General features: G+C 47.4%; 24 protein-coding genes and 1 pseudogene. 17 read left to right on the top strand and 8 right to left on the bottom strand.

Features of this window, described 5'->3' with window-relative positions; translation table 11 throughout:
* The first annotated feature begins 2 nt into the window (after positions 1-2).
* A complete protein-coding gene (locus tag ACIDITHRIX25_RS97800; protein ID WP_201733438.1) occupies positions 3-962 on the top strand; it encodes a flagellin N-terminal helical domain-containing protein in 960 nt (319 codons plus the stop codon).
* Between the two features lie 22 nt (positions 963-984).
* On the top strand, positions 985-1458 hold the full coding sequence (gene fliW, locus ACIDITHRIX25_RS97795) for a flagellar assembly protein FliW (RefSeq protein WP_052604986.1): 474 nt from the start codon (positions 985-987) through the stop codon (positions 1456-1458).
* A gap of 435 nt (positions 1459-1893) precedes the next feature.
* Here fliW and csrA read toward each other — a convergent pair whose 3' ends face one another.
* On the bottom strand, positions 1894-2292 hold the full coding sequence (csrA, locus tag ACIDITHRIX25_RS97790; protein ID WP_235347646.1) for a carbon storage regulator CsrA: 399 nt from the start codon (positions 2290-2292) through the stop codon (positions 1894-1896).
* Between the two features lie 77 nt (positions 2293-2369).
* Positions 2370-2492, bottom strand: a pseudogene (locus ACIDITHRIX25_RS97785) (hypothetical protein); the annotation flags it as partial.
* Here ACIDITHRIX25_RS97785 and ACIDITHRIX25_RS97780 point away from each other — a divergent pair.
* The 14 genes from ACIDITHRIX25_RS97780 to ACIDITHRIX25_RS97715 all read left to right on the top strand — a co-directional run bounded on the left by ACIDITHRIX25_RS97780 (position 2447) and on the right by ACIDITHRIX25_RS97715 (position 18673).
* Positions 2447-2566, top strand: a complete 120-nt coding sequence (locus ACIDITHRIX25_RS97780) for a pentapeptide repeat-containing protein (RefSeq protein ID WP_502756219.1) — start codon at positions 2447-2449, stop codon at positions 2564-2566. The pseudogene ACIDITHRIX25_RS97785 and the gene ACIDITHRIX25_RS97780 overlap by 46 nt on opposite strands.
* Before the next feature lie 564 nt (positions 2567-3130).
* Positions 3131-4012 (top strand): oxidoreductase, encoded by an 882-nt coding sequence (locus tag ACIDITHRIX25_RS97775; RefSeq protein ID WP_201733435.1) that lies wholly within the window; start codon positions 3131-3133, stop codon positions 4010-4012.
* Between the two features lie 1039 nt (positions 4013-5051).
* The gene (locus ACIDITHRIX25_RS97770; RefSeq protein ID WP_201733434.1) at positions 5052-7466 is read left to right on the top strand and encodes a chemotaxis protein CheA; all 2415 of its coding nucleotides are present in this window, start codon (positions 5052-5054) and stop codon (positions 7464-7466) included.
* 2 nt (positions 7467-7468) lie between these two features.
* Positions 7469-7915, top strand: a complete 447-nt coding sequence (locus ACIDITHRIX25_RS97765; RefSeq protein ID WP_200891197.1) for a chemotaxis protein CheW — start codon at positions 7469-7471, stop codon at positions 7913-7915.
* An 88-nt stretch (positions 7916-8003) separates the two neighbouring features.
* On the top strand, positions 8004-8378 hold the full coding sequence (locus ACIDITHRIX25_RS97760) for a response regulator (RefSeq protein WP_052604991.1): 375 nt from the start codon (positions 8004-8006) through the stop codon (positions 8376-8378).
* 4 nt (positions 8379-8382) lie between these two features.
* A complete protein-coding gene (locus ACIDITHRIX25_RS97755) occupies positions 8383-9708 on the top strand; it encodes a protein-glutamate methylesterase/protein-glutamine glutaminase (RefSeq protein ID WP_201733433.1) in 1326 nt (441 codons plus the stop codon).
* On the top strand, positions 9699-10610 hold the full coding sequence (locus tag ACIDITHRIX25_RS97750; RefSeq protein WP_201733432.1) for a CheR family methyltransferase: 912 nt from the start codon (positions 9699-9701) through the stop codon (positions 10608-10610). The genes ACIDITHRIX25_RS97755 and ACIDITHRIX25_RS97750 overlap by 10 nt, the downstream gene beginning before the upstream one ends.
* A 74-nt stretch (positions 10611-10684) precedes the next feature.
* Positions 10685-11050, top strand: coding sequence for a response regulator (locus ACIDITHRIX25_RS97745; RefSeq protein ID WP_201733431.1), 366 nt, complete (start codon positions 10685-10687; stop codon positions 11048-11050).
* Positions 11051-11524 (top strand): chemotaxis protein CheX, encoded by a 474-nt coding sequence (locus ACIDITHRIX25_RS97740; protein WP_201733430.1) that lies wholly within the window; start codon positions 11051-11053, stop codon positions 11522-11524.
* A gap of 35 nt (positions 11525-11559) precedes the next feature.
* A complete protein-coding gene (locus ACIDITHRIX25_RS97735; protein WP_201733429.1) occupies positions 11560-12057 on the top strand; it encodes a hypothetical protein in 498 nt (165 codons plus the stop codon).
* A gap of 183 nt (positions 12058-12240) precedes the next feature.
* Positions 12241-14538: a tetratricopeptide repeat-containing glycosyltransferase gene (locus ACIDITHRIX25_RS97730; protein ID WP_201733428.1), complete on the top strand. Its 2298-nt coding sequence runs from the start codon at positions 12241-12243 to the stop codon at positions 14536-14538.
* A gap of 201 nt (positions 14539-14739) precedes the next feature.
* Entirely contained in the window at positions 14740-15570 is an 831-nt protein-coding gene (locus tag ACIDITHRIX25_RS97725; RefSeq protein WP_201733427.1) for a flagellin N-terminal helical domain-containing protein, read from the top strand.
* Positions 15571-15691: 121 nt separating this feature from the next.
* Positions 15692-18244 carry a flagellar filament capping protein FliD gene (gene fliD, locus ACIDITHRIX25_RS97720; protein WP_201733426.1) on the top strand — a complete coding sequence of 851 codons (2553 nt, stop codon included), beginning with the start codon at positions 15692-15694 and terminating at the stop codon, positions 18242-18244.
* 33 nt (positions 18245-18277) lie between these two features.
* A complete protein-coding gene (locus ACIDITHRIX25_RS97715; protein WP_201733425.1) occupies positions 18278-18673 on the top strand; it encodes a flagellar export chaperone FliS in 396 nt (131 codons plus the stop codon).
* 644 nt (positions 18674-19317) lie between these two features.
* Here the strand turns inward: ACIDITHRIX25_RS97715 and ACIDITHRIX25_RS97710 are convergent.
* From ACIDITHRIX25_RS97710 to ACIDITHRIX25_RS97685, 6 genes are all read right to left on the bottom strand, one after another.
* A complete protein-coding gene (locus ACIDITHRIX25_RS97710; RefSeq protein WP_201733424.1) occupies positions 19318-20031 on the bottom strand; it encodes a hypothetical protein in 714 nt (237 codons plus the stop codon).
* Between the two features lie 155 nt (positions 20032-20186).
* Positions 20187-20669 (bottom strand): hypothetical protein, encoded by a 483-nt coding sequence (locus ACIDITHRIX25_RS97705; RefSeq protein WP_201733423.1) that lies wholly within the window; start codon positions 20667-20669, stop codon positions 20187-20189.
* Positions 20666-21010, bottom strand: coding sequence for a helix-turn-helix domain-containing protein (locus ACIDITHRIX25_RS97700; RefSeq protein ID WP_201733422.1), 345 nt, complete (start codon positions 21008-21010; stop codon positions 20666-20668). Before ACIDITHRIX25_RS97700 ends, ACIDITHRIX25_RS97705 begins: the two co-directional genes overlap by 4 nt.
* On the bottom strand, positions 21010-21711 hold the full coding sequence (locus ACIDITHRIX25_RS97695; protein ID WP_201733421.1) for a tyrosine-type recombinase/integrase: 702 nt from the start codon (positions 21709-21711) through the stop codon (positions 21010-21012). The genes ACIDITHRIX25_RS97700 and ACIDITHRIX25_RS97695 overlap by 1 nt, the downstream gene beginning before the upstream one ends.
* A gap of 76 nt (positions 21712-21787) precedes the next feature.
* Complete coding sequence (locus ACIDITHRIX25_RS97690) at positions 21788-22096, bottom strand: hypothetical protein (RefSeq protein ID WP_201733420.1); 309 nt, start codon at positions 22094-22096, stop codon at positions 21788-21790.
* A gap of 570 nt (positions 22097-22666) precedes the next feature.
* The gene (locus ACIDITHRIX25_RS97685; RefSeq protein WP_201733419.1) at positions 22667-22855 is read right to left on the bottom strand and encodes a hypothetical protein; all 189 of its coding nucleotides are present in this window, start codon (positions 22853-22855) and stop codon (positions 22667-22669) included.
* 294 nt (positions 22856-23149) lie between these two features.
* Here ACIDITHRIX25_RS97685 and ACIDITHRIX25_RS97680 point away from each other — a divergent pair, with 294 nt between their 5' ends.
* On the top strand, positions 23150-25255 hold the full coding sequence (locus ACIDITHRIX25_RS97680) for a methyltransferase domain-containing protein (protein WP_201733418.1): 2106 nt from the start codon (positions 23150-23152) through the stop codon (positions 25253-25255).
* Positions 25256-25335 lie beyond the last annotated feature (80 nt).

The raw sequence follows: 25335 nt of genomic DNA, 5'->3' as shown, positions 1-25335 counted from the left end.
AAATGACAGACAGAATAGGAAATGCATCACTCGTTGGTTCTTTGGTCAACTCAGTCCAAGGAGACCAAAACACACTAGTAAATCTCCAGCAGCTTTTAGCTACAGGCAATAACATCTCAAAGCCAAGTGATAGTCCGGTTGGAATCTCCAACTTGCTGGCGGTGCAGACTGGGCTTTCGCGCGCTAATCAGTTCGTGGCGAATGCAAAAGACGGTTCGACGATGCTTGGGGTTGCTAATGGCGCAATGAGTACTGCGATGAATGTTCTACAACAAGCTCGCACGGCGATTCTCTCTGCGGGAAATGGTGCCTTACCCTCAGCCTCGATAAAGGCGATAGCTAACCAAATTAATGGATATGTCCAGACCTTGGCGGGGATAGCAAATACCCAATATCTAGGTGTGGCAATCTTTGGGGGAACCTCGGGTGCGCAATCCGCCTATACCCCAACTACTACTAGCGGCACGACGGTCTATACCTATCAGGGCAATGGTGTTGCTCCGAGCCGAACGGTTGCTCCGGGAGTCACGGTAAATGCGAGTTTGGCTGACGCTTTTGGAACTGGAAACCCACCCTCAAACCCAGCTTCTCCTGTTTCTGGAGAGCTTGGGTACGCAAATAACACAGCTAACATAATGACTACCTTAAGTAGTATTGTCAAAGACTTACAATCTGGATCATCTGCCAATATGTCTACTGATTTAGGTAAATTTGATACTGCTTTTGCAGTCTTTCAGACAAATGCTGGTCAAGTTGGTGCTCAATATCAGCAGATGCAGGCCATGCAACAGCAGACGACCTATACTCAACAATCGTTGAATACCCAACTTGGCGCGATTCAAAATGTCGATGTGGCTTCCGTCTCTACACAATATCAGCAAGCTCTTTCAAACTATCAAGTCGCACTTTATGCGACGGCACAATTGGGCCAACAACCATCGTTGGCCACATACCTTCACTAGTATTAGGACTGGAGAGTAATAAATGAATACCATAGAATCTGAGCCAGAGGTGGATGAGTCACCAAAGTCGGGCGCTCCGAGTTTTCGAATCGTAGCCGAAGTCAACTTGCCGAAGGGCTTGCCCGGCTTCTTTGCTGAGCGCAAGTTTGCACTTTTGGATCTAGGAGACGACTACAACCCTTATATGGCATTACGTTCGTTCACCTCCGAACTCACTCTTATCGTGGTTGAACCTCGATTTGTCGTTGAGGACTACCAGGTTCACGTGGATGACCCAACGCAGAATCTTTTGGGTTTGACGCGATCAGAGGACGCACTGGTGCTTGTGATAGCAACTCTAAGGGAGAACAAAAATCCTGTTGTGAATTTACTTGGACCGATAGTTCTAAATGTTGAAAGCAAGATTGCAGCCCAAGTTGTTCAGGTGGAGAGTGACTACTCTGTTACCCACGAAGTTTCACTAGCTCTTCGGGCTTCAGACCGAGTTGTACTCTAGGGGTGGTTTTGGGATGGTCGATTTTAAAAACCACCATCCGATCTTCCTGCAGCCCAAGTACTTAGTCTCTTATCACCTTTGGATTAGGGTACTCTCTAGGGACCTGAACGAGGGGTTTGAACTAGGTCGTTAGAGAACTCGACAAAGATACCCACCCGGGTACATCTTTTAATATAGGACAAACCACAAGAAGCCCCAGGGCACTTTCAGCGCCATTGCGGGATAGTCGAACTTGGGCGGGCCGCAACCTTAGTTGACAAGCTGGCGCTAGCCCAAGGTTATAAGTAAATTACCTAAAACTCTATTGCTAGCACAGCCCAAACCTAACGCCGAGATGGTGATGTGACCCTACAGCCCTGGTCTATTAGAGTTACTCCTAGGAGGTAGGCGTAGGTCTTCATCAAGCAAATGGCTTAGGTGGCCGATGTGCGTTAGCTATTCTTTGGCGGAATCATCAATCGGCATCTTGATTTCACCCATATCGATGCCTAATGCCTTAGGACTGGTTGCCGCCGCTTCGTTCGCAGCTTTCACCGCCAGATAAACTTCTTCTCGGTGAATTTCTACATCCCGTGGCGCCGAAATCCCGACTCTTACTTGATCTCTATGGATATCAAGTATCGTAATTACAATATCGTCACTGATGACGATGCTTTGGTTGGCTCGGCGTGTTAGTACTAGCAAAGCGCCTCCTTGCGCGAGATGGTCGTAGGCAAGTAACGAACAACTTATACAATAGGGCCTATTTGGGTATATTTTGCGATCAAATGCTAATACTTCGCAAAAGGATTGAAATTTAGCTACTTTTCCCCAGATAACTGTTTTCTTAGCCACCAGAGTGTCTTATAGCTTTGACTATGTGGAGATGGCTCCGGGTAGCATCTCGACTTTAGTTGGTTAGTATCCGAAAGCTATGCCTTTGGTGCCACTTGCAACTGAAGGTATTTGAGTGACGTACTGCACTGGGTCAAACTGTTCTGGGTCGCTTTTGCCTGGGTCAAACTGTTCTGGGTCAAACTGCACTGGGTCAAACTGCACTGGGTCAAACTGCACTGGGTCAAACTGCACTGGGTCAAAATGCACTGGGTCAAACTGGCTGTTGTGGTGAGTTGCCAAAGGGCCTTGTAGTTCAATTAGGCAAGACACAAATTGGCAAGGCACAAATTGGCAAGGCGCAAGTCGATAAGGTGCGAGTCGGAATGACTAATCCTTGTAGAGAAGCTTTCCCATTGCCCTGCCATCAGATCGACAAAGCGACTTGCAGCTTTGGAGGTCTTTTGATATCGCACCTCTTTGGTCCTGGAGTTACGCGTCGAAATCCTCCAGTGGAGTTTGAACTTACTCGGCCAGCCGTCGTGCTTTTTGGGTCAATTCCAGCTGTTATTAGTTTCAATGTGATCGGCTCCGTTTGCATCTTTATTATTAGATGCTTTAGAAGGCTTTTTATGAAAGAGGCAAATCATCGCAATGGCTAGAGGAAGGAAGGGCGTCTTAGCAATTTTCCTTGAGTTTGATTGTCTTTTTGGTTAGGTCTCTTGATGCGTTATGATCAATTTACAGTGGCTTTGCATTCGATTTGCTAACGATGCGCTAAGTTTTGTTACGGATGAAGCGTGTGTTTCTTGCTATCGCCTAGGTAGTAGCGGTTTAGTTTTATGATCGGTGGATTTAGTTGGCAGTAATTTTGATCACAGGTGCCACAAGTGGAATTGGCCTAGAGACTGCTTTGGAGTTTGCCAAACGGGATGATCATGTGATTCTCGCGGGTCGAAATAGACGCAAGATTGATGATGCGATTGAGAAAATTGCTAAAGTGGCGCCAAAGGCAACGCTCGATCAAGTGGTCTTCGACCTCTCAGAGGTTGGATCGGTATTGATGGCTGCCATAGAGCTCAAGGCACGATTTGATCGTATTGACATCCTAATCAATAACGCCGGCGTGATGGCTATTCCTATGCGAATGGAGACCAACGATGGATTTGAGAGCCAATTCGCGACGAATCATCTCGGCCATTTTGTCTTGACAGCTGGCCTCTACGACCTTTTACTTGAGTCCAATTCGCCTCGTGTGGTTACGGTCTCGTCGATGGTAGCTAAGTTTGGAACTATCGACTTCGATGATCTGAATGCGAACGAGAATTACTCGCCGTGGAAGAGCTATAGCCAATCAAAGCTCGCCAATCTGCTATTTGCCAGAGAACTTTCAAAGAGAGCAATGGCCAACTCCGATCCAATCATTTCCCTAAGCTCACACCCAGGATATAGCGCTACCAATCTCTCCTTCAATGGGCCGAGAATTGGCAAGGGAACGCCGGGAGTGCTAAAGCTTTTGCAACCACTGATTGCGCAGAGGCCCTGTATGGGTGCACGTCCATCGATAATGGCGGCTACGTCTTCGATCGAGAACTGGACTTATTTCGGCCCACGCGGCCCCTTTGGTTTGAGAGGTAAGCCAACAGTGGTTTCGCCTCCGCCAAAGGCTCTCGATGATGTCGCAGGCGAGCGTCTTTGGAATATTTCCGAGGAAATGACAAAAACTACTTTTGGAATTTAGATTTTTCTTTGAGTTGCTTTCCATGATAGTTATGGCGGCATAGGCTTGTTTTCAGCTAGGTCGTTATTAAAGATGGTTTTCAACTAGGTGGTCTTGATTTTTAGGGCCTGGAAAATCTTTATGGTGGAACTGTGTAATTTGTGATTTTTTGTATTGTATCCAGAGATGACAAACTATCAACGATGCGATCATGTCTTGAAACATAAAGGTATAGGGCAAATCTAACTAGCTAGATTCAAAGACCAACTGCTCTAAATTCTGCTCTGTTACCGATCGAAAGAAAAGGCTACTTCGGCGCAATTTTGCTATTTTCGATGGGTAACCGTGTGGTTTGTCTGAGAGCTAATTTTTGACTTTTATTTATTCTTAGATCAAGTATCTGATTTCAATGCTAGTTGCAGACAGGCTTAGCCTTGTATGGTAACGGTTCCTGGTTCGAAAAATTAAGGATTTCATTTTTACCGATAGCACTTTGACTGCAAAGGTTTTTTGCTTAACCCTATGGCAGGTACGCTGAGGCCTTCAATTCACGAATTTTATAAGCTATAGGATATCTTGAAAAGCTGTTGTGTAAGAGCCTGGAGCCGACTCTTCGTCAGGGAAATAAACCATACCTATTTAGATGGATGCGGCTCAAATTTCAATCTTTGAGACAACTAATTGTTCACTTAGAGATCTCACCCGGAGCGTGCTAGGTGTGCCAGGCGTAGTTTTAGGTTTTGGCTTTGGCTGTATTACGTCTAGTTCTAGATGGATAATACTTTCTTTTTGGCTATGGTTGTCTTTGCCTGGAGCCGACTCTTCATAGTTTTATAGATGCAGATTACGAATCGGACTTTTGAGATACCAACTTTAGCTAGGGATTATTAATGGCGCGCACTGTCGCTGGGATAGTTTCATTTGATCCTTGAGAGGCTGGATAGTTATCGATCTTAATAGTGCTTGGAACTGGTTGAGTACGCACTTTATTCAATTGGTCAAGGTGGCCGATCTTCTTGCCGAAAGTCATTGGAGACATCCTTTACCATCGGGGGTTTAGATGAGTTCCAATTCGGGCGACACCAGCGGTCAGATACCAGAGGAAGTTGCGGAATTTTTAGTTGAGAGTTATGAGAACCTTGACAGACTTGACCAAGATCTAGTGATACTAGAGAGCGATCCACATAATAAGGAGACGCTCTCGTCGATTTTTCGAACTATTCACACCATAAAGGGCACATGTGGCTTTCTAGGGTTTGAGAAGTTGGAAAAGGTAGCCCACGTAGGTGAGAATCTGTTGTCGAAGCTACGTGACGGCGTGATAATGATAAATCCGGGGATTACCTCGGCGCTTCTATCAACGGTAGATGCAGTTCGTGAGATGCTCTCATTTATAGAGCAGGAAAACTACGAGGGCAATGGCGACTACAGCGCGCTAATCGAGCTTCTTGCTTCGATGACCAATGGAACGCTACCGCAACCGAGCCAAGGCTCTAACCCAGCCACGGTTCCTTCGAGTGCCCCTACATCTCAAGACCCCATCTCTCCGCCGGAAGAAGTTCAACCAGAGATTCATGCGCCAATTAAGGTCGGGGAGTCTTCCTTTGTCTTCAATAAGAAGGTTTCAAAGCCTGCTCCACCCCAGGAACCCGTCTCTATAGCGGCTCCGACATCCGAGCAGGTCACAGTCGATGAGCCTTTGGCCGTATCGCCTATAAGTGATGTCTCAAAGGATGCAACTCCTCCAAATAGAGGTGATGTCGACAAGGATAAAGTTGTCACATCTGTCTCTGACGCCAATATAAGGGTTGACGTTGGGTTGCTGGACAAGCTTATGAACTTAGTCGGAGAGTTGGTTCTAGCACGAAATCAGATTCTGCAATATACCTCTTCTCAGACCGACTCTTCGTTCGTCGCAGCTTCGCAACGGTTGAATCTGATTACATCTGAACTCCAAGAGGGTGTGATGAAGACGAGGATGCAGCCGATTGGGAATGTCTGGTCTAAGTTCCCTCGGGTGGTTCGAGATTTAGCCCTCTCTGTCGGTAAAAATGTGGCTATTGAATTCGAAGGCAGAGAGACGGAACTGGATCGAACTATCATCGAATCGATCAAGGATCCCCTGACCCACCTTGTCCGTAACTCAGTAGATCATGGAATTGAGACACCAGAGGGTCGAATTGCAGCAGGTAAAGCTCGGGATGGTCGATTGATCCTTCGTGCATACCACGAAGGTGGCCACGTAAATATTGAAATTGCAGATGATGGTGCTGGAATTAACCCCGATAGGATTCGGGCTAATGCTCTCAAGAAGGGCCTTTTTCGAGCGGATCAACTTGACAAGATGAGTGAGCGTGAGATTACAAATCTCATCTTTGCGCCAGGGTTTTCCACCGCTGAGAAGATTACCAATGTCTCGGGGCGTGGCGTTGGGATGGATGTGGTCAAGACCAATATCGAAAAGATTGGCGGCACTATCGACATCCAAAGCACTCCTGGTGAGGGAACCACTATCAAGATCAAGATTCCACTTACCTTAGCTATCATTCCTGCACTTGTGGTGGCTGCAGGCGGCCAGCGCTATGCAATCCCTCAAGTCTCCTTAGTAGAACTTGTGCGCCTGGAGCGAGATCAAGCTAAGGTCGATATTGACTCTGTCTATGGTGCCCCTGTCTGTCGATTGCGGGGAAATCTCCTTCCTCTTGTCTATCTGTGCGACTTGATGCATACCTCGACGAAAAAGATAGAAGATGATGCTGTAAACGTAGTGGTGCTTCAAGCCGACGAGAGGCAATTTGGCCTGGTAGTTGACAACGTCGTTGACACCGAAGAGATCGTCGTGAAACCACTCGGTAAGCAAGTAAAGAATGTAGATGTCTACGCTGGCGCGACAATAATGGGTGATGGACGCGTTGCACTGATTTTAGATGTAATGGGAATCGCACAGCGGTCGTCGGTGATTTCAGAGGTGCGAGATCGTAAGCTAAGTGAACTTTCAGCTAGTTCAACGCTCGAGGTGGGAGAGCGCCAAACCCTGCTCCTGCTAGGTGTCGGCGATTCGTACAGGGTCGCGGTTCCGCTGTCGAGCGTGGATCGTCTGGAAGAGTTTCCTTCCGATGCCCTTGAATGGGCAGGGGATAACCAAGTTGTTCAGTACCGTGACGCAATAATGCCACTCATCTGGCTCTCGAGCACCCTTGGTGTACCGAGTGCAACAGAAGTCGATTCCGCGAGCATTCAAGTTGTGGTTCATTCGGGCCATGGCAGGCGTGTCGGAGTAGTGGTCGATCGGATCCTTGACATAGTTGCTGTCAATATGAACCTAGAGAAGTGTTCTATAAAGTCACAAGTCATCGGTTCAACAGTTATCAACGATCGAGTAACTGACATAGTTAACGTCGACGAAATCGTTCAAAGCGCTCTTGTGAACTTTATCGATTCGTCCAATTTTGCTTTAGCTGGATACGGAGGCTAGAAGTGTCCCAAAAGATTTTGAGTGAAAAGCAGTATTGTACCTTTTATTTGGACAATCATTTTCTTGGAATAGGCGTTCGCGAGGTTCAAGAGGTCCTCAAATACCAACCGATGACAAGTGTTCCATTGGCCGATGATGTAGTTGCTGGACTCATCAATCTGAGAGGCCAGATTGTAACTGCTCTTGACCTTAGGAAGGTCATGGGTCTCGCGCATCTAGATGGTCGTCTTCCTATGAACATAGTGGTTAGAAGCGACGATGGCCCCTTGAGTCTCTTGGTCGATGAGATTGGAGATGTCGTCGAAGTGGAGGCGGACTTCTTTGAGGATCCGCCCGAGACGCTTGAGGTTTCATTTCGTCACCTGATTAGGGGTGTCTATAAGCTCGAAGGCAAACTGATGCTTGTTCTGGATCTTGAGCGAGCGGTATTTTCATTAGTCGACGCCTGATTTGGCCCGAGTAGTCACATTCACCTTTTGGCCCAGTGGATCGCTTTGGGCAAATATTAAATCACAACTATCTCCGGAGGGGATCTAGATGGCGTTGGCCCTGGTAATAGACGATTCGAGCGCAACGAGGATGATTTTGGCACGTATCTTAACGGAGCTTGGGTATTCGGTCGAAAAGGCAGAAAATGGCGCTGATGCTCTTCATAAACTCTCGAAGATGGCCAAGCCAGAGCTGATTCTAATTGACTGGAATATGCCGGTTATGAATGGTTATGAGTTTTTGGTAAAGGCGAGGTCGATGGCTCAATTCGACGATGTGACGATGATGATGGTCACTACTGAAACCGAAATTGAGCAAGTCTTAAAGGCTCTCGAAGCAGGTGCTAACGAATATGTAATGAAACCTTTCACTAAGGACGTTATAGATGAGAAGCTCTCGCTCCTGGGTCTCGGAGCGAGGTAGGCGGATGGATAGTACGCGTATCCGTGTAATGGTCGTCGACGACTCTGCTGTTATTCGTAAGATCGTAACCTCGACACTACTTCGGGAGCCCGATATAGAAGTCGTAGGGACTGCAGCCTCTGGTAAAGAAGCGATTGCTCGCTTTAGGGAGTTGCAACCCGATGTAATCACTCTAGATATCGAGATGCCCGAGATGAATGGGATTGAGGCGATTGGTCATATTCGCGCTATGGATTCGCGAGTTCCTATCATCATGTTTTCAACTCTTACAGAGGCTGGGGGCAAGGCTACCTTAGATGCACTCAGCTGTGGTGCGACTGATTATGTAACAAAGCCAACATCTAGCGCCAGCATAGAATCATCGAAAGACATTATTGCATCTGCTTTGGTCGGTAAGATTAGGGTACTTGGCCAAAAGCGAAAAAAATCTCCTCCTTCGTTACCGGGATCAAGCGGTGTCAATCCGACTCATCGACCAGGTGCCACCAGAGGGTCTTCTTCAACTATCGAAACTCGCCATTCCAATTCGCGCGAGACCCGCAACGCTCTGCCAGAGCCAATTGGCCGTAGTCTTTCTCACCGAGATGAAGGCTCTCGCGATAGTGGCTCGAGGCAAGTGCCAAGAGCGGCTCCTACTCGAGCTCCTTCTGTTGTATTGATTGGCATATCCACCGGGGGGCCGAATGCTCTAGGGGAGGTAATCCCAGCACTGCCAGCCAACCTTTCGGTGCCAATTGTGATCGTGCAGCATATGCCTGCGACCTTTACCCGACTTTTAGCGGAAAGGCTAGACACCAAGTCAAAGCTTCATGTGATGGAAGCTAAAGGAGGGGAGAATCCTCGTGCAGGAGAAGTTTACATTGCACCAGGAGAACATCATTTGGTTGTCAATACCAACTCTCGCGGCGACCTAACCTTGGCTTTAGATGACTCACCGCCGGTAAATTCTTGCAGACCTTCGGTTGACACGCTCTTTCATTCGGCTGTCAGATTAGGAAGTCGAGTCCTAGCGATCGTAATGACCGGTATGGGCCAAGATGGCTACGTAGGAGCTCGAGAGCTCAAGGGCGTAGGGGCCGAGATTGCGACTCAGGATGAGGCGTCCTCGGTGGTCTGGGGAATGCCTGGATTTGTCACTAATGCTGGACTGTCCGACAATGTTATCGCTTTGTCAGCAATGGCCGACTTTATCTCCAAGCGCTGTGCGCCAAGCAATGGATCTAGTGGATTTGCCAGGCAACCCAAAATGTTGACTCCCGGAAGCCTCGTTGGAACCTCGGGTTCACCTCGTGGTCAATCGAGAGAGCTAGGAGGTGGTAAATGGCACTAACTCCAGGTGATTTTACCTTTCTTTCTAACTACGTAAAGAATTCAACTGCCATTGTTTTGACTCCAGATAAGGATTACTTGGTAGAGTCGAGATTGAATCCCGTGGCGTGGCGCTTAGGTGCCTCAAGTATCTCCGATCTGGTCTCAAAATTGCGAGCCAATCCGTCTCCGACTTCGGAGATCGGAATGATGGTCTCCGAGGCGATGACGACAAACGAAACCTATTTTTTTCGAGACGTAAAACCTTTTGATGTATTGAGGAACGAACTGTTGCCACAAGCGATGGAACGCCGAGGAAGTGATCGATCTTTAAATATCTGGTCTGGAGCATGTTCTTCAGGCCAAGAGGCATATTCGATTGCGATGACAATCAAGGAGCACTTTCCTTCTTTGTCTACTTGGCGAGTTCGGATAATTGGTACCGATATCTCAAGGGCTATGGTGGAGCGAACTAAAGAGGGGATTTTTTCACAGATCGAGATAAATCGTGGATTGCCCGCTCCTCTGTTGGTGAAATACTTCTCCAAGGTGGGTTCCGAGTGGAAGATCAAAGGTGAATTGACTTCGATGGTCGATGCTTCTGTGATGAACTTAGCCGGGAACTGGCCCATATTGCCCAGGATGGACATCGTCTTTATGAGAAATGTTTTGATCTATTTCGATCTTCCTACCAAAAGGGCAATTTTGGAGAAGGTTGTTCGGGTTATGGCACCGAATGCTTCGTTATTGCTTGGTGGATCCGAAACGACCATGAATGTCACTAATGAATTTGACCGCGTAACAGTAGGCGCCAGTTTTTACTATCGAATAAAAGGTGGGGGTGCTAGTTCGGTTGCACCATCGGTTGGATCTACCCCAACCTTTCGTGGAACTCCAGTTGCACCACGAGCTGGACTTCGGTAATAATTTCAAGGTTGTTTATAGTTAGGTCGAATAAGACAACAGCTTCTAGCAAAGGATTGAATAGGGAGCTTAGAATGAAGATACTTATTGTTGATGACTCAAAGGCGATGCGGATGATTGTCCTGCGGCACCTCCGCCAAGCGGGACATGGTGACGCGGACTTCTGCGAGGCAGCAAATGGCCTCGAGGGCCTTAGCCAAGTTAGAGCCGAAAGTCCGGATCTAATCCTGAGCGATTGGAACATGCCCGAGATGAATGGTCTCGAATTTCTTCGTAAATTACGATCGGATGGCTTTGACACTGCATTCGGTTTTGTAACATCAGAAGGTACTCCAGATATGCACATGCTTGCCCGTGACTCCGGTGCTCTATTTTTGATCGCCAAGCCATTTACTGTGGATACCTTTAGGGAGACACTAGATGCAGCTGGGGTGGTATAGATGGATGATCCGACGTTAGTTTCAACTTGGCTTCATGCAATGGTAAATTCTGCCGAGGAGCTCGCCACTTCGACTCTTGGTCTTGAAGGTATTACCGTTATAAATGAAGAGCTCCCAAAGGAGAGGGACTTCCCAGGTTCGTATGTAGCCTTGATTGGTGATTCATATAATTTTGAATATGGGATAGCAGGAAGCTGGGATTCTTGTGCGGTTCTAGCACGGGCGCTATTGTTCATGGAGCCAGAGGAAGAACTCAGCGATGATGATCTGGCAGATGCCGTAAATGAAGTTATAAACATTGTAGCTGGAGGCATAAAAAGACGTATGTCGGAGATTGATACTGGCCTCAAACTGGGACTTCCTGCATTCTTCAATGGAACTTTGCATCCGACATCTCATCAAGAGGCAGCAGCCTCTAAAGTTGATCTAGCGGGAGCGGAAGTTTACTTGATGGTATTTCGCCACCGAACGTAATTTTTTATAGCACGAGAGAAGAGAGAGGTAGTCCCATGTCGAATCAAGGAGCAGACCTAAAACTGCCAAATCCGAACGATGTTGAAGAGACACTGGGGATGTTGTTTGGCAAGTCGGTCACAGCCAAGCGGATAGCAACGCCGGGTAAGTTGCCCGGAGTGGGTACTGTCTCTATCTATACATTCGATGATGATGAAGTTGGAGCAGCGGTCTTTTGCGAACTGGGCCTTACTAACTCCTTGGGCGCTTCTATGATGATGATCCCAGCAGGAGCCGCAGAAGATGCAACCGACGAAGGTGAGATCCCAAAGAATTTATTGGAGAACTTTCACGAGGTGGCAAATGTTATCACATCACTTTTGAATGATCGCCGTAGCCATGCCAAGCGAGTGAAGCTAGATAGAGTTGTCGTTCTGCCGGAAGAACTCGACGATGAAACAAGCAGTCTCATAGCTTCGCCAGGTCGTATAGTGTCCTACGATGTTTTTATTCCGGGAGGGTATCCTGGGGGCGAGCTTCGTTTTTGCCTTTGATAGACCGTTTTGACTGAATGCTCTTCCTTCTGGGTCGGTATTTTTGTAATAGTTTCAAGGGGCTTGGGCCATCTAGAGGCTAGGTGAAGATAGTTCTTAATCGGAAATAGACCATAATTTTCAAAAGGTCGTCTCAATTGAGGCGACCTCTTGGTCGATTAATAGTCCATGGTAGATCAATCATTGTCAATCGTTGTTTTATACTCTGAAAAAAACACCAAGCTGCTCTCGCAATCTGTTGATTCAATTTCTTCGGCAATTCGTGCCGGAGATGAAGTGACAATTGTTGAACTTGTTGATTCAACACTTAGAATGCCACCTCGATTCAAGGTCACTCGAGGCGCAGACTTGGTCCAATCCATTGCATCTATCTCCTCTAACCATCTTTGTGGCAAGGTCGTCTTCTTTTGCGCAGGTGCCTTTGTGACTAGGGCGCATTTGGACCAGATCAGAAATTCATCCCTGATAGCCACGGATGTGATCACCGGTCCTCGTAGTGCTTATCTTCCAGGATATCAGCTCTCGTTTGGACAGAGCTACCACGGAAGAAGCGCTATGCGAGAGTTTCAGTGCGAATGGATTAAAAGTCACAGCGGTTTCTTTTCATCGACTCCTTTTCTAGGAATTGACGGTATCTCATTGGCCAAGGAGACATTCATTCGATTTGCCTCGCAGCTGACCGATTGCGATGACCTGGTTGAGCTATCTTGGTCGATAGCGACCTGGGCCAGTGAGAACCAGCTCTCTATGGTCGTGGATGACTCCCAATTTCTCCATAGCGATGCAGTGCTTGATTATCATCTAACCCTTGAATATCGAAATGTAAATCAAGGAACCGGCTTTCACAAATATCAAAAATTCGCCATTTGTGACAATGCGCTGTCTTCTCGCGAGATACCGGCGACAGGACGAGTGAAAACTCCGGTCTTGAGCCTAACGATGATCGCTAAAGATGAGGAGCATATTATCTCCGGAGCTCTATCCTCGGTATCTGATTTGGTAGAGGAGATTTTTGTCTTAGATACTGGATCGAGTGATTCGACCCGCGATATCGTGCGTTCTCATGGAGGTGCGGTCGGGGAGTTTGAATGGTGCGGCGACTTTGGTAAGGCGAGGCAACTAGCTCTTGAATCGGTCGATAGCGACTGGGTTCTGTGTTTAGACGCTGATGAGGAATTTGATTTTACTATTCCTGATATTTTGTCTGAATTGTCGCAAAACCTTGGCCTTGGCATTGGACTTATGGTGAATATAAAAAGTGTGGACAATCTTGACATATCCACTCCAATTCGCAACCAAATGGGCCGTATTCTGAGAAGGGTAGACGCGAGGTGGGAAGGAAATTTGCATGAAATAGTGCTTCCTAAACACTCCTTGTTGCCACCGTATTTTTCCACTCTTGAGAGCGGATCGATCAGTCATTTCGGATACCAGCCTACCAGGGTTGATATGCAAGCTAAAGCTTTGAGAAACGTGACGATTTCCCGAGATTTTGTCGAATCCACAAATCGAAGTGCCGAGTCGTTAGTGCACCTTGGTCGCTCCCTTTTGATGATTCAAGAAATAGATGAAGCGGCCCAACTCTTTGAGGATGTGATTCGCTCCACTTCGACCCCGCTTAGTTGGTATCCGATTGTTCTGAGATTATTAATTCAAATTGAGCTTGACCGCGGTAATTCTCAGGCCGCGATCGATTGGCATAAAGAATTCAAAGATAGATTTCCACATCGAGCAGACCAAGCCGCGTTTGAGATGATGATCTTGATCTCGCTTGATAGAACAGACGAAGCTCTTTTAGTTTATCATTCGCTGCCTCTCTCTGAGAGCTACTTAGGTGATCAACAGTTTGATAAAAGCAGATTTTTGCCAGCGTTGATTGGACACCTCTACGAGAGTGAAAGATATTCAGAGGCACTGGGAATTATTATTGAGGGCCTTGATATCTCGGGTTATCTGGAGATTCACCCTGGATTGATTGTGTCAATTCTGGAGAAAGCTAATGTCCAGCCCTTAGAGTTCTATAAGCGAATTCCAGAAAAACGGCGAATTCCTGTCTTTGGATTTATTCAACAGCTAGGCTACAGCGACCCCGAAGTTGCGAGTAAGTTTTTACTTTCGTTATGGAAGAGCCAAGTCCAAGAGGATCTATTGCTCGCATGCGCACTCAATTTTGTCGATAACGCCTCGTTGAGTGATCGCCTGGAGTGGTCAGCGATCGCTAGGAATTGCGGACAAAGCGATAAATGCCCACTCGTAAAGGTTGGTGTTGACGAATCAAAGGAACTTTTGGAGCGGGTCGCATCTTTGTACGTCGCTGACTTTGCATTCGGGGATCCATTTGCACATAAACAGCTTGACGAGCTGATGCGGTCAGTGGATCGATGCGTGCTCGAAGATGCCTTGGAAGAGATTCGTCAAAGATATGAAATAATAATCCCAATGATAGTTGCTGGAGTACCCCTTCAAGCTGGTATTTCGTGAAGTTTGATTTGCCATATGTCTCAAAAATCCAAGTGACAATGTGTGAAAGTATTAAAGGCTTAAAGATCAAGGAAAAATTAAAGTTCGTATTAGTTAAGCCGAGATATTAGGTAGCCACTCCATCGGTGACCCTGTGAATCTTGCCGCAAGAATCGCGTCACCAAGGATGGGAGACGTAAAAATCAAGGAGGAAATTACCAAATGTCACTTTCTATCAATACTAATATCGCAGCAATTGACGCTTATAACAACCTGAATAGTACTAGCAATGCAATGAGTAAGACAATATCTCAGTTGTCTTCGGGTCTTCAGATTCAAACAGCTGCTGATAACGCTTCAGGCTATGTAATTGCCCAGGATTTGCAGGCACAATCAAATGGCCTAAATGTTGGAATAACAAACGGGCAAAATGCAATTGCAGTTCTTCAAATTGCAGATGGAGCAATGAACCAGCAGGCATCTATTCTTCAGCGGATGAACCAACTTGCAACGCAAGCCTCCAACCAAGGTGCCATGACTTCTAATGCCTATAGTGCGGTCAATGCTGAATTTACTTCGCTTGCAAATCAGCTAAATCAAATTGCCAATTCAACGTCTTTTGGTTCCGCGTCTAACACGCTTTTGAATTCAACTCAGACGCTGACGTTCCAACTCGGTGCATTTACAACGTCTGCGAATCAGGTAACAGTAGGGTTGAACGCTACCACACTCGGCGCACTCACTCTCTCCGGTGCGTCAATTGGCTCCGGAACAGCGGCACTCGCGGCAATGGCTTCGGTTCAGTTGGCAATTGACAATATCTCGTCGATTCAAGGCGCACTGGGTGCGGCGCAAAATCAGATTCAAGCCGATATCGCGAACTTGACAGTTAGTCAGCAGAACGTTCAGTCAGCGCACTCGACACTTGTTGATACTAATGTCGCCCAAGCGATGACAACATTTTCTTCTCAGCAGATATTGATGCAAGCAGGTACTGCTATGCTCAGCCAAGCGCAGCAGTTGCCTAACCTATTGTTGAAACTCATACCGTAATAAATAATTTTTAGCCAAGGCTGGGGTGCGGGAGCTTTTTGGGCTTCGGTGCCCCAGCTCTTTGGTTATTGGATTGTTTGATTGGAACTCATTTTGAGATAAATTGAAAGGGTGATTCTAGATGACAGTATCTTCCACGTCTTCTACCACTAGTAGCGGTACAACCACTGTCAACCCATTTGCCGGTAGCACTACTAGTACATCCGGTGGAGCGCCGATAACTTTCAGCGGGGTCATCTCTGGATTGAATACCCAATCGATAATAGCTGCACTCATGGCAGCCTATAAACAACCTCAAACTAACATCACGAATCAAATCTCACAAATCAATTCCAACATCTCAAACTACGAAACTATCCAGAGTCAGCTGAGTTCCCTTCAAGCCGCAGCCGATGCTATCAACCAGACGTATCTATGGGACGCCACCTCTGCATCTTCATCCAACTCTTCAGTAGCCACGGCTACCTCCACATCAGGTGCTCCTACGGGCACCCTAAGCTTTAGTGTGAACCAACTTGCTCAGGGCGCAGTTGAAATGAGCAATAGTTCCGTTGGATCGACTTCCAGCATCGTAGCCACCGCTCCGCTATTAATTGCTACCGGGGCTAGTAACCTTGGATTTGCATCATTGACCGCGGGAACCGGGTTAGCGATTGGTTCGCATTCGATTGATGTGACATCTGCACTCAGCGGAGCATCGGTTACGGGAACTTCAGGCTCTTCTTCTACTACGATTACCACGGGCTCTAACGATACCGTTACCGCGAACGTCAACGGAACAGCACAGACCTTCACCATTGCGGCAGGAACTTATTCGGAGTCACAACTCGCCAGCGCCCTTGCGAGTGCATCAGGTGGACTATTAAATGTTTCAGCTGCCCAGAATGGTGGCTTAGCGGTTAGTACGACTCAGCTCGGATCAAGCTCGTCTCTTCAAATAACTGGTGGCAACGCATTGTCCTCTCTGGGACTTACCGCAGCTGCCTCGGCGGTTAACGGTACCGCGGGTTCTATTACTGTTGATGGGACTGTCAATACCGTCAATAATGTTGCGGCTGGATCTTCTGTTACTCTCAATTCCGGTACGGGTGGGACGATCGCAACAACCGTTGGTACAACGGGATTTAGTACCGGATCGTTTACGGCGAACTATTTAAACATAGGTGGTGGCACTCTCTCGGATCTTGTAAGTTCGATCAATGGCGCTGGTATTGGAATTAGTGCATCTGCTGTAAATCTCGGAACGAATAGTTACGTCCTTGAACTTGCATCAACTTCAACAGGTACTGCCTCTCAAATAACCCTCGATAATTCTGCACTGTCGTCTTCGCTGGGTGGTATGAAGCAGGTAGTTGCTGGTCAGGATGCACAAATTCAAATCGGTGGATCTAGCGGGTACACCGTAAATTCTGCAACTAACGCCGTTACAGGAGTGATGCAAGGGGTGACGCTGAACTTGGTATCGGCGCAAGCTGCTGGAAGCACCCCTGTGAGTGTTTCAATAACTCCAAATGCAACAGCTATGGCATCGTCAGTTTCTAACTTGGTTTCAGCAGCTAATACCGCTTTGTCTACAATCAATAAGTTAGCAGGTTATAACTCTTCAACATCAACCGCGGGACCTTTGATGGCCGATCCTAACATGACAACTCTAACACAGGCAATCTTGCAAACAGTGGCGTCAGCGACGGGGCCTGCCGGGGCTTATAACTCTGCAGCTGTTGGTCTTTCCTTGACGAAGACTGGTACCATAACTTTTGACCAAAATACATTCATAAGTGCATACAACGCAAACCCCTCAGCCGTTGCATCGATCTTCTCCCAGGGTGGGAACTTTCAGTCTTCTAGTGCCACCTATAACGGAGCGGTTTCTCTGGTATACGGCGCAGATGCTACAGTTCCAGGAACCTATGCAGTAAATATTTCACAATCTGCTACTCAAGCCAAGGATGCTGGAAATGTGATTTCAACGGGAACCATTACAAGCGCGGAGAATTTGACGATAACCTCAGGGACTGCGAGCGCATCGTATTCGGCGACTGCGGGTGAAAGTCTCAGCGCCATAGCTACTGGTTTGAATTCCGCTCTATCCGCACAGGGTATAGGGGTAAATGCATCTGTAGTTACAAACGGATCTGGGAGCCAGTTGGTTCTAAATAGCGGTGCATATGGTTCGGCTGCTTCCTTTAGTGTAACCAGTTCAGCTGTTGGTGCCGGTCAGACCGGGCTGGCTAGCGTGGCTAATACTCCCTCGACCTTTAGTGGTCTTGATGTGGCGGGAACGATAAATGGTGTGACCGCTACTGGATCGGGTCAGATTTTGACTGCTCCAGCTACTGATCCAACTCTGGCGGGCATGGCTCTATCTGTTACGGCATCTGGAATTACATCTTCGACGAATATAGGCTCATTTTCCTATACGCCAGGCATTGCCGGGGGAATGGCATATACCGGTAATTTAGGCTCCAACGCTGTCAATGGCATGACAACTACTACGATAGCTAGCCTGAATAGCCAAGTCGGCGCATTGCAGTTTCAGTACAGCTCATATACGCCGATGATTAACGCAGAGCAGCAATTGTTGACGCAGGAGTTTTCAAATATGGAAGTTCAGTTGGGAACTCTGCAAAATCAGACGCAATGGCTTACATCGGCGATTGCCAAGCTGCCTTAATGAATTGTTTTACTCGTTCCATGGAAGGCATTTATGTATTCAAAGCCTAATGATTATGTAAAAGATGCAATTTTAACTGCGTCACCGACACAACGTCTTTTGATGTTTCTGGATCGTCTGGAAATTGATATGAAACGCGCTGAAATAGGCTTTGACGAAGCTAATGTGCAAAGTCGGAACGACGCATTGATTCATGCACAAGAGATCATTTTACATCTTCGGGATTCTCTAAGACCTGATATCTGGGATGGGGCTATACAGCTGGCCTCGGTTTATGGGTTCATCTACAGTGAACTGGTTTACGCCAATATTCGAGCCGACAGGAAGCGATTTGACGTGGCATATAAGTTGATACTTCAAATAATTATGGCATGGCGAGGGGCAGCTAACCAAATACAAGGAGAGGGAGCTTCAATTGGAGTGGCGTGACGTAATCTCACAGATAGAGGACAATCAAAATGAATCGGTCCTAGCATTGGAAGGAAAGCGGAGTTGGCCTATGCCTTTAGAATTTAATCAGTTTAGCCAGGTCAGCTTTCCGAAATCTTCGAAGGCTCTATTGCTTGGGTTGCTTAGTCGCAATGAATCTTTAATTGAGGCGATTAATGCTCGTAAAGAAGTCCTATCAGAATTATTGGCAAGCTCGAAGCGTCCCGAGTTGAATCGTCCACTTGCGGTTGATATTCACGCCTGATGAGAGTTTGGCTAATTAGCTTGTTGTGGATTGGACGTACTTGCAAGAAATATTGCTGGTCGTAAAATCTCATTAGCTCTACGAAGCTCTACGACTTCTCGCTCTAGTTGACGGGTGCGCTCTCTCATTGAGTAATTGTTCCTTTAGCTTCACCGACATCTATCGAAGCCTAACGCACCCAAGTACGTAAGCATCTCGGGCGTCTTTTACAGCTCCTGAGCAACAGATTGGATAGCTGCCCACTGTGGGGGATACTCACCCCGATGGTCTGTGACCATTCGTATTGGCCGATCACGAACTTCGGGTGAGTACTTCTTTAGCCTTGATAATGATGACCCCTTAGCTCAAGACTAGGAGTCTCCAAGATTTCCGGGGCGTATCACTTCGAATGACCTGTCGAGGTTGTAGATCGATTCGAAAGCGCGCCACGCTCACGGTTTCGTCGCAGGACCCACCAAATTGCATACGACCGAAGTAGGTGTTGATCTTTGGACGAAGACACCTTGTCGAGTTTGCTGTTTATCCAGGTTTCAAGTTCACTAAGTCTGTCATCGCGCCGCATAAGCACGCCGTTTGCTACCAGAATCTGGCGCACCAGGTTGGCTGCGACTCGTTTGGGATATGAGTCAAGAGCTTCGTGAGAAAGCGCAAGGGTGCCATTAGATATTTCAGCCATAATCTTCGCACTTGCTGATTGTCTTACCCAGTTGTATGCGCTGTAGGGCTGGGGGTTTGAAATAATCGCCCGATAAATTGGTGCAAGTGGACCATCTATATTGTCAATTAGTAAACGTGTCTGTTCTCTAAGTGCGCAGCGGATACAAAGGCCATCTTTGTAGGGACATTCCTCGGCGTTACATTCTCGACAACGCAATAGGCCTTGGGTACCCGAACAATCAGCACATAGTCGTGCATTTGGACCTGGTGGATCTACGAGACGGCGTTCACTCCTACAGGTCTCACAAATACCCCTGCGGCTGAGCGCGCCGCGATAACAAGGTTTACAGACTGCCCCTTCTGGCCAGTGCACCGCCGGTGGAGAGAGTTTTCCACAGTGAACACAGAGTACCTTTGGACGTGGTGAGCAAGACACACAGACCGGCCGGCCGGATGATACGAAATTACATGGACGTTCCCGGCCACATACCCGACACAGCGCCAGCGGTCCCTTGTAACAGGAATTACATACGTCGCCACTGTCTTGGTGGGCTCGAAGCGCTATTACTCGGATCCGACCACATAGAGAACCTAATCGTTTTTCCGTGGAGAACATAGCGAACACAACGCTCCGCCGTTGGGATCACGTCCGTGGACGATCTTTATCTTCCCACACGAAACACACGTTGTAGCCAGCTGTCGATGCCGACAATTACCACACACCCCGCCTTCCTGCGACGAGGTCAGCTTGTGATTTGTTCGTCCACATCCTACACATGTGGGTTCGCCAATTGCTATACCTGCCTCTCTCAAAGCCATAACCAGACGTCCCACCAATGGAGGTGCACCGATCGATACTGCGTCAGGATGGTCTAAGAACGCTCGGTAGAGTGAAGCTAATATGGCAGGTTTAACAGTCATCTGATTGAGCACTTGGGCAATTGCCAAACGATCGGCTTCACCAACTGTGGCCACAATGCTCTCAAGTATCATTTCTACCTGGGAGGTGCGATGAGTTCCATTAGATGAGTTGTCGTGATGGTCATATGTGTGACTTCTAAGCATTTGGTTCATAGACGGGGATCCGGTGTGATTTTTGCCTTTATCGGGTGAATGGCTGATATTTGTGCCCGACCAGGCGCTGGTGTATCTGCTGGGCCAGATTCCGTACCAGAAAGTGGTTCAATCAAATCCGATGGGCTGCACTCTAAAATGTCGCATAGTGCCGATAGTGTCATCAAACTGAGGCGCTGAGGAGTCTTTACCACCAGTCGGTAAACCTGCTCCCGAGAGAGTGTTACCCCACGTGATGCCAATAGCGGCACCAGTTCCGATGTTACAAAGATCCCCTTTTGGGCTAAGACCGTCCGCAAATGCCACCTAAAACTAACTGGCGCAATCCTCTTGGTACTCATCAGTACTCCTTATCCCTAAATGCCCGGTCCAGTGCACCGCGTAGCATACGATTCATATGGTCAGATCCGACAGTAGTGTAAATAGCAGTGGTCGATGCCCAGGAATGGCCCACCTGATGCTGTACAAATAACGGATCGACACCATCTTCTATCAGATGTGATACATAAGAATGTCTCAAGGAATGAACTGACAGCTCAGGTGGTAACTCTGCCAACCTACGCCAGGTGGCAAATCTGTCGTCAATTGAGCGAAGTGAGATTCTTTCGCCACGTTCGGTTAACCATAGTGCGGAACCACGGGCAGGATCGCCATGTAATGGACGAATCTCTTTTACATACTGGCCTACAACCTCAGATGTCCACGGCCACACTGTAGCTACTGAACGTCGCTTCGGCGGGCTGCCGCGCATTGCTTTTGCGAATCGTACATGACATATGCCGAACTCGCCAAGTTCAGGAGCTGCTGGGTTTATCCCGAAATCAGATACATCTAGCATGGCTGCTTCTCTGCGCCGTAGCCCCCACCCGTATATTACTTTCAGTAGTGTCGCATCCCGGAAAGCCCCCAGCCAACCTTTTCTTGGTGAGGTGGCAGCTTCTTCGACACAAGCATCGGCGACATCAAATAGTGCCTGCAGTTCCCCTCGGGTGAACGGACGCCTGGCCGGTCGACCTTCATACCCTGAAACATGCACTGACATATTTTCTTTATGACATATCTAACTTGGAGCAACACCAACCTGGCTGAGACATTCCGCTGTCCATCCATAGTGAGGGTCACAGAGAAACCCCATAAACAAAGCGATTGATCCTTGGTAAGATCTGATTGTCGAATGTGACCAGTTGCCTTGGGCAATCCAGGCATCTAACTTTTTTAGACTGCCACTCCCAGGGCCAGGTTTCGCAGTAGTCACCGAATCGCCTTACCACTCGTTCACGACTTCGGATCATAGAAGGAGATAGCCGACGCGCCATATGCTGGCATCGCCATCCCTCCAACATTGCATCAAATAACATCGGCTCTACGCGCAGTGGCGTTCCAGCACCCACCAAAACCAATGCAGCCGAACCAGACGGTCGTCTCATTCGTGCTCCTCCCTGTTGTGGCATCAGATACAACATTATGTACTTCGACCCAACTTATTAGATGCATCATTATTGCATCTAACTGACTATAGGTGTTATATATCCATTCCCACCAGCGCTTTGGTGCGCGATGGACAAACTTCTATAGAACTGCTTAAAACTGTTTTCCCAGGTGGGAACTAATCACGAACCATGCTGAATGATGCATCAGACCTAACATTGCTCATTTTACGCAAACGAAAGTTGAAATGTGGAAAACGCTTCGCGTTTACGCACAATCCAACGATCTTCGCCCACGAGGCTCTTTCAACCTGTAGCTACTACCCATAAAAAAGAATAATAAAGAGATCTTTTCCAAGTCGCCCTCAACGAAATCTCAACCCTATCTAAAAATCACACTGCGCCTCGATGGAGCACTTTCATCTAATCGACAATTAACTGCTCTTGGATGCAAGTTGGAGTAGTTAATAGACCTTTGCGACCAAAGGTTACATTATTTCACCTCCTCGACAAGAAATGCCCATAGAAGGACCGAATGAAATAGCTACTGTAATAGTAAAAAAAGCGGCCTCAGGTAAACGCGAGCTGTGGTAAAATGTGCAAAAGTGATGGCCACTTGTATGCATTCTTCGTGTCCACCAACTTGCAGTTCTCAATGGCCAGTAACACTTTTTCACAGCGGTAGGACTCAACGAGTTGGTACTTGCTGTAGCTAATGCCGGTCTTTTTATTTATTGTTGGAGTTTCACGGATAAACACAACAAGACAATAGCACCATGTCAGGGCTAATGCAAGTCATAATCAAAACTACTCAAAAATTAGGACACTACATTTGCGACCCAAAAAGATCTAATAGCCATCTACCATGGAATCTATAAATCACACAAGTTGTAAAACGCCCAAAATCCCCTCAAAAGGGGCTAATTGGGGCGATTTTTCGGGAATTCTGCGAAAGATGGGTCAGGAAAACTGCTGCCATGTTCAAGCACAACGCCAAACGAGACGATATTTATCAAACCTAAAGAGGTCGTAAATTCGAATACAAGAGGCAATGTGGAAAAGATAATAATTGAAGGCAATCTGGACACATCGGGAAGCTATGCGATCGTAAATATTTCGCTTGCCGAGTCACTTCTCGAACTTGGCTTTGATGTTTCGCTGCTCCCATTCGACACATCCGCAAAAAAACTCTCAAAACACTTACTTATAAATAACTCTAAGCTTCAGGTTGCAGATAGAGACGCCTCCTGCGATATAAGAATCCGAATGGTTTGGCCGCCAATTTGGACGAAGTACTCTCCAGATGAAAAGTTGGTCGTCTTACAACCTTGGGAGTTCGGTTCGATCCCAATAAGTTGGATTGAGGGCGTGGCTTCGGCGGATCAGGTTTGGGTTCCAACTGAATTCGTTAAAGCATGTTACGTACAGTCTGGGGTTGATCACAAAAAGATTCGAGTAATTCCCTACGGCGTAAATTCTGACGCTCTGAAACTGGGGGCTGAAAAACTATCAAACACAAAATCGACTACATACAACGATCCTTTTCGCCTCTTATTTCTCGGCGGCGCCATATTTAGGAAGGGCGTTGATCTCCTAATGGACGGCATCGCTCTGCTTTCTGCAGCCGAGCAATCAAAGTTACGCCTAACTATAAAAAAAGTTGGCTCCGGCGGTGCATACCTCGGCCAATCTCTCGTAGAGCAAAAGCTCACAGAACACCCCGAAATCCAAACAATCGTCGAAATTATCGACGAACATTTGGATCAAAGGGAGCTCTACGACTTGATTCAGGGATCAGATGCTCTAATACACCCTTACAGAGGAGAGGGATTCGGCATGCCAGTCCTTGAAGCTATGGCACTAGGCACCCCAGTAATTCACACCGCAAATGGTCCAACAAACGAATTTTGCACTTCGGACATATCGGTCCTAATCAAATCTGATATTGTTGTTCAAGACATTCCGGTAGTCAGCAATAGTTTGCTCTCCGACAGGCTCTGGTACCTCGAATGCTCACCGATCGACATTGCCAATACATTGCGAAATGTACTTACGTATCGCTACGAACTTCCACAATTCGCGAAATTAGCACACGAAAGAGCAAAGAGTTATCTTTGGGAGCACATTGCCAGTAAGGCGGTCGAGCACATTCAGTCGCTTGCCAACTCGCAACACATCCTCGATGCTTACAGCATAATTACAGATGCGATGACCGTTTGGTCTCAAAGTCCAGTAACCGTCGATTTGGTATTGCAAGTCGTACAGCAACTTACAAATTTGGGGGACTTTCAAAGCGCTCTCACACTTATCGACGCCTCAGATGCTGATTCGAATCGTCAACTTAAGCAAATTCGCGAACAACTATTTACCTTAGCCAACACTCGAAAAGACCTTTGGTCGAAATCCCACCATCGCGAACTGATCAATAACTTGTCCGCATCGAATAATAACCGATTGGTGGCTCATGTCTTCGAGGGTAGTGACGATCAAACTTATCAAATCGCACTACACCTCTCGCAGTACTTCGCGGGAAGACGAAAGGTCCTAGACATTGGCTGTGGACAAGGTTCGATGTTGCGCGCGCTGCGAGAACGTGGCATCGATGCAATTGGGATAGAGGCTGACCCCGTTCTGGTGTCAAACCTCCGATCAGACGGCTTCACCGTATTCGAAGGCTGGCTGTCGGAGACTCTAAACGACATCGAGATCTCGTCATTCGACGGAGTATTCATGGGCCATATCATCGAACATCTGCAACCGAGTCACGCTGAAGAGATTTTCAAATGGATACATAGTCGAATCGACGACGGTGGAACCATATTGCTTCAAACTCCAGATTTCACAAACCCGTTTGTCACCTCTTTCAACTTCTGGCTTGACTCCACTAACATTCGTCTCTATCCCATCGAACTAATGAAGGAGATGCTCAAGGCCGCCGGATTTGCGCCAATTGAAGGGGCTTGCCGGCGCATCAGCGAAATTGCACCCCTTGATGTCATTGCGATGGCTAAAAAGGTAAACCATCGCTCGACTCAGAAAAACACTCCATCGAACGAAGTAACCACAAACGACCAATCCTCACTATCGGTTGCTTATATGGGGCTCTTCCAGGGAAACAGTGGATTTTCGAAAGACTGTGCCACGCTTCTAAGCGACTGACCGCAAGGGGTGCGACTTGAAAAATTCGACGTACTAGCAACCGACTACAGAAGCGAATATCCGCCACTCTCCGACGTGCG

Source organism: Acidithrix sp. C25 (assembly GCF_904848545.2).
Note: the sequence above shows the minus strand (reverse complement) of the source record. Positions and strands in the feature narration are given on the sequence as shown.

Excerpts from the sequence above, each read along its gene's own strand:
- ACIDITHRIX25_RS97750 (WP_201733432.1), top strand. The coding sequence starts at position 9,699 with ATGGCACTAACTCCAGGTGATTTTACCTTTCTTTCTAACTACGTAAAG.
- ACIDITHRIX25_RS97700 (WP_201733422.1), bottom strand. The coding sequence starts at position 21,010 with ATGAGTACCAAGAGGATTGCGCCAGTTAGTTTTAGGTGGCATTTGCGG.
- ACIDITHRIX25_RS97745 (WP_201733431.1), top strand. The coding sequence starts at position 10,685 with ATGAAGATACTTATTGTTGATGACTCAAAGGCGATGCGGATGATTGTC.
- ACIDITHRIX25_RS97740 (WP_201733430.1), top strand. The coding sequence starts at position 11,051 with ATGGATGATCCGACGTTAGTTTCAACTTGGCTTCATGCAATGGTAAAT.
- ACIDITHRIX25_RS97695 (WP_201733421.1), bottom strand. The coding sequence starts at position 21,711 with ATGTCAGTGCATGTTTCAGGGTATGAAGGTCGACCGGCCAGGCGTCCG.
- ACIDITHRIX25_RS97725 (WP_201733427.1), top strand. The coding sequence starts at position 14,740 with ATGTCACTTTCTATCAATACTAATATCGCAGCAATTGACGCTTATAAC.
- ACIDITHRIX25_RS97715 (WP_201733425.1), top strand. The coding sequence starts at position 18,278 with ATGTATTCAAAGCCTAATGATTATGTAAAAGATGCAATTTTAACTGCG.
- ACIDITHRIX25_RS97770 (WP_201733434.1), top strand. The coding sequence starts at position 5,052 with ATGAGTTCCAATTCGGGCGACACCAGCGGTCAGATACCAGAGGAAGTT.
- ACIDITHRIX25_RS97735 (WP_201733429.1), top strand. The coding sequence starts at position 11,560 with ATGTCGAATCAAGGAGCAGACCTAAAACTGCCAAATCCGAACGATGTT.
- ACIDITHRIX25_RS97800 (WP_201733438.1), top strand. The coding sequence starts at position 3 with ATGACAGACAGAATAGGAAATGCATCACTCGTTGGTTCTTTGGTCAAC.
- ACIDITHRIX25_RS97690 (WP_201733420.1), bottom strand. The coding sequence starts at position 22,096 with ATGAGACGACCGTCTGGTTCGGCTGCATTGGTTTTGGTGGGTGCTGGA.
- fliW (WP_052604986.1), top strand. The coding sequence starts at position 985 with ATGAATACCATAGAATCTGAGCCAGAGGTGGATGAGTCACCAAAGTCG.
- ACIDITHRIX25_RS97755 (WP_201733433.1), top strand. The coding sequence starts at position 8,383 with ATGGATAGTACGCGTATCCGTGTAATGGTCGTCGACGACTCTGCTGTT.
- ACIDITHRIX25_RS97705 (WP_201733423.1), bottom strand. The coding sequence starts at position 20,669 with ATGAACCAAATGCTTAGAAGTCACACATATGACCATCACGACAACTCA.
- fliD (WP_201733426.1), top strand. The coding sequence starts at position 15,692 with ATGACAGTATCTTCCACGTCTTCTACCACTAGTAGCGGTACAACCACT.
- ACIDITHRIX25_RS97760 (WP_052604991.1), top strand. The coding sequence starts at position 8,004 with ATGGCGTTGGCCCTGGTAATAGACGATTCGAGCGCAACGAGGATGATT.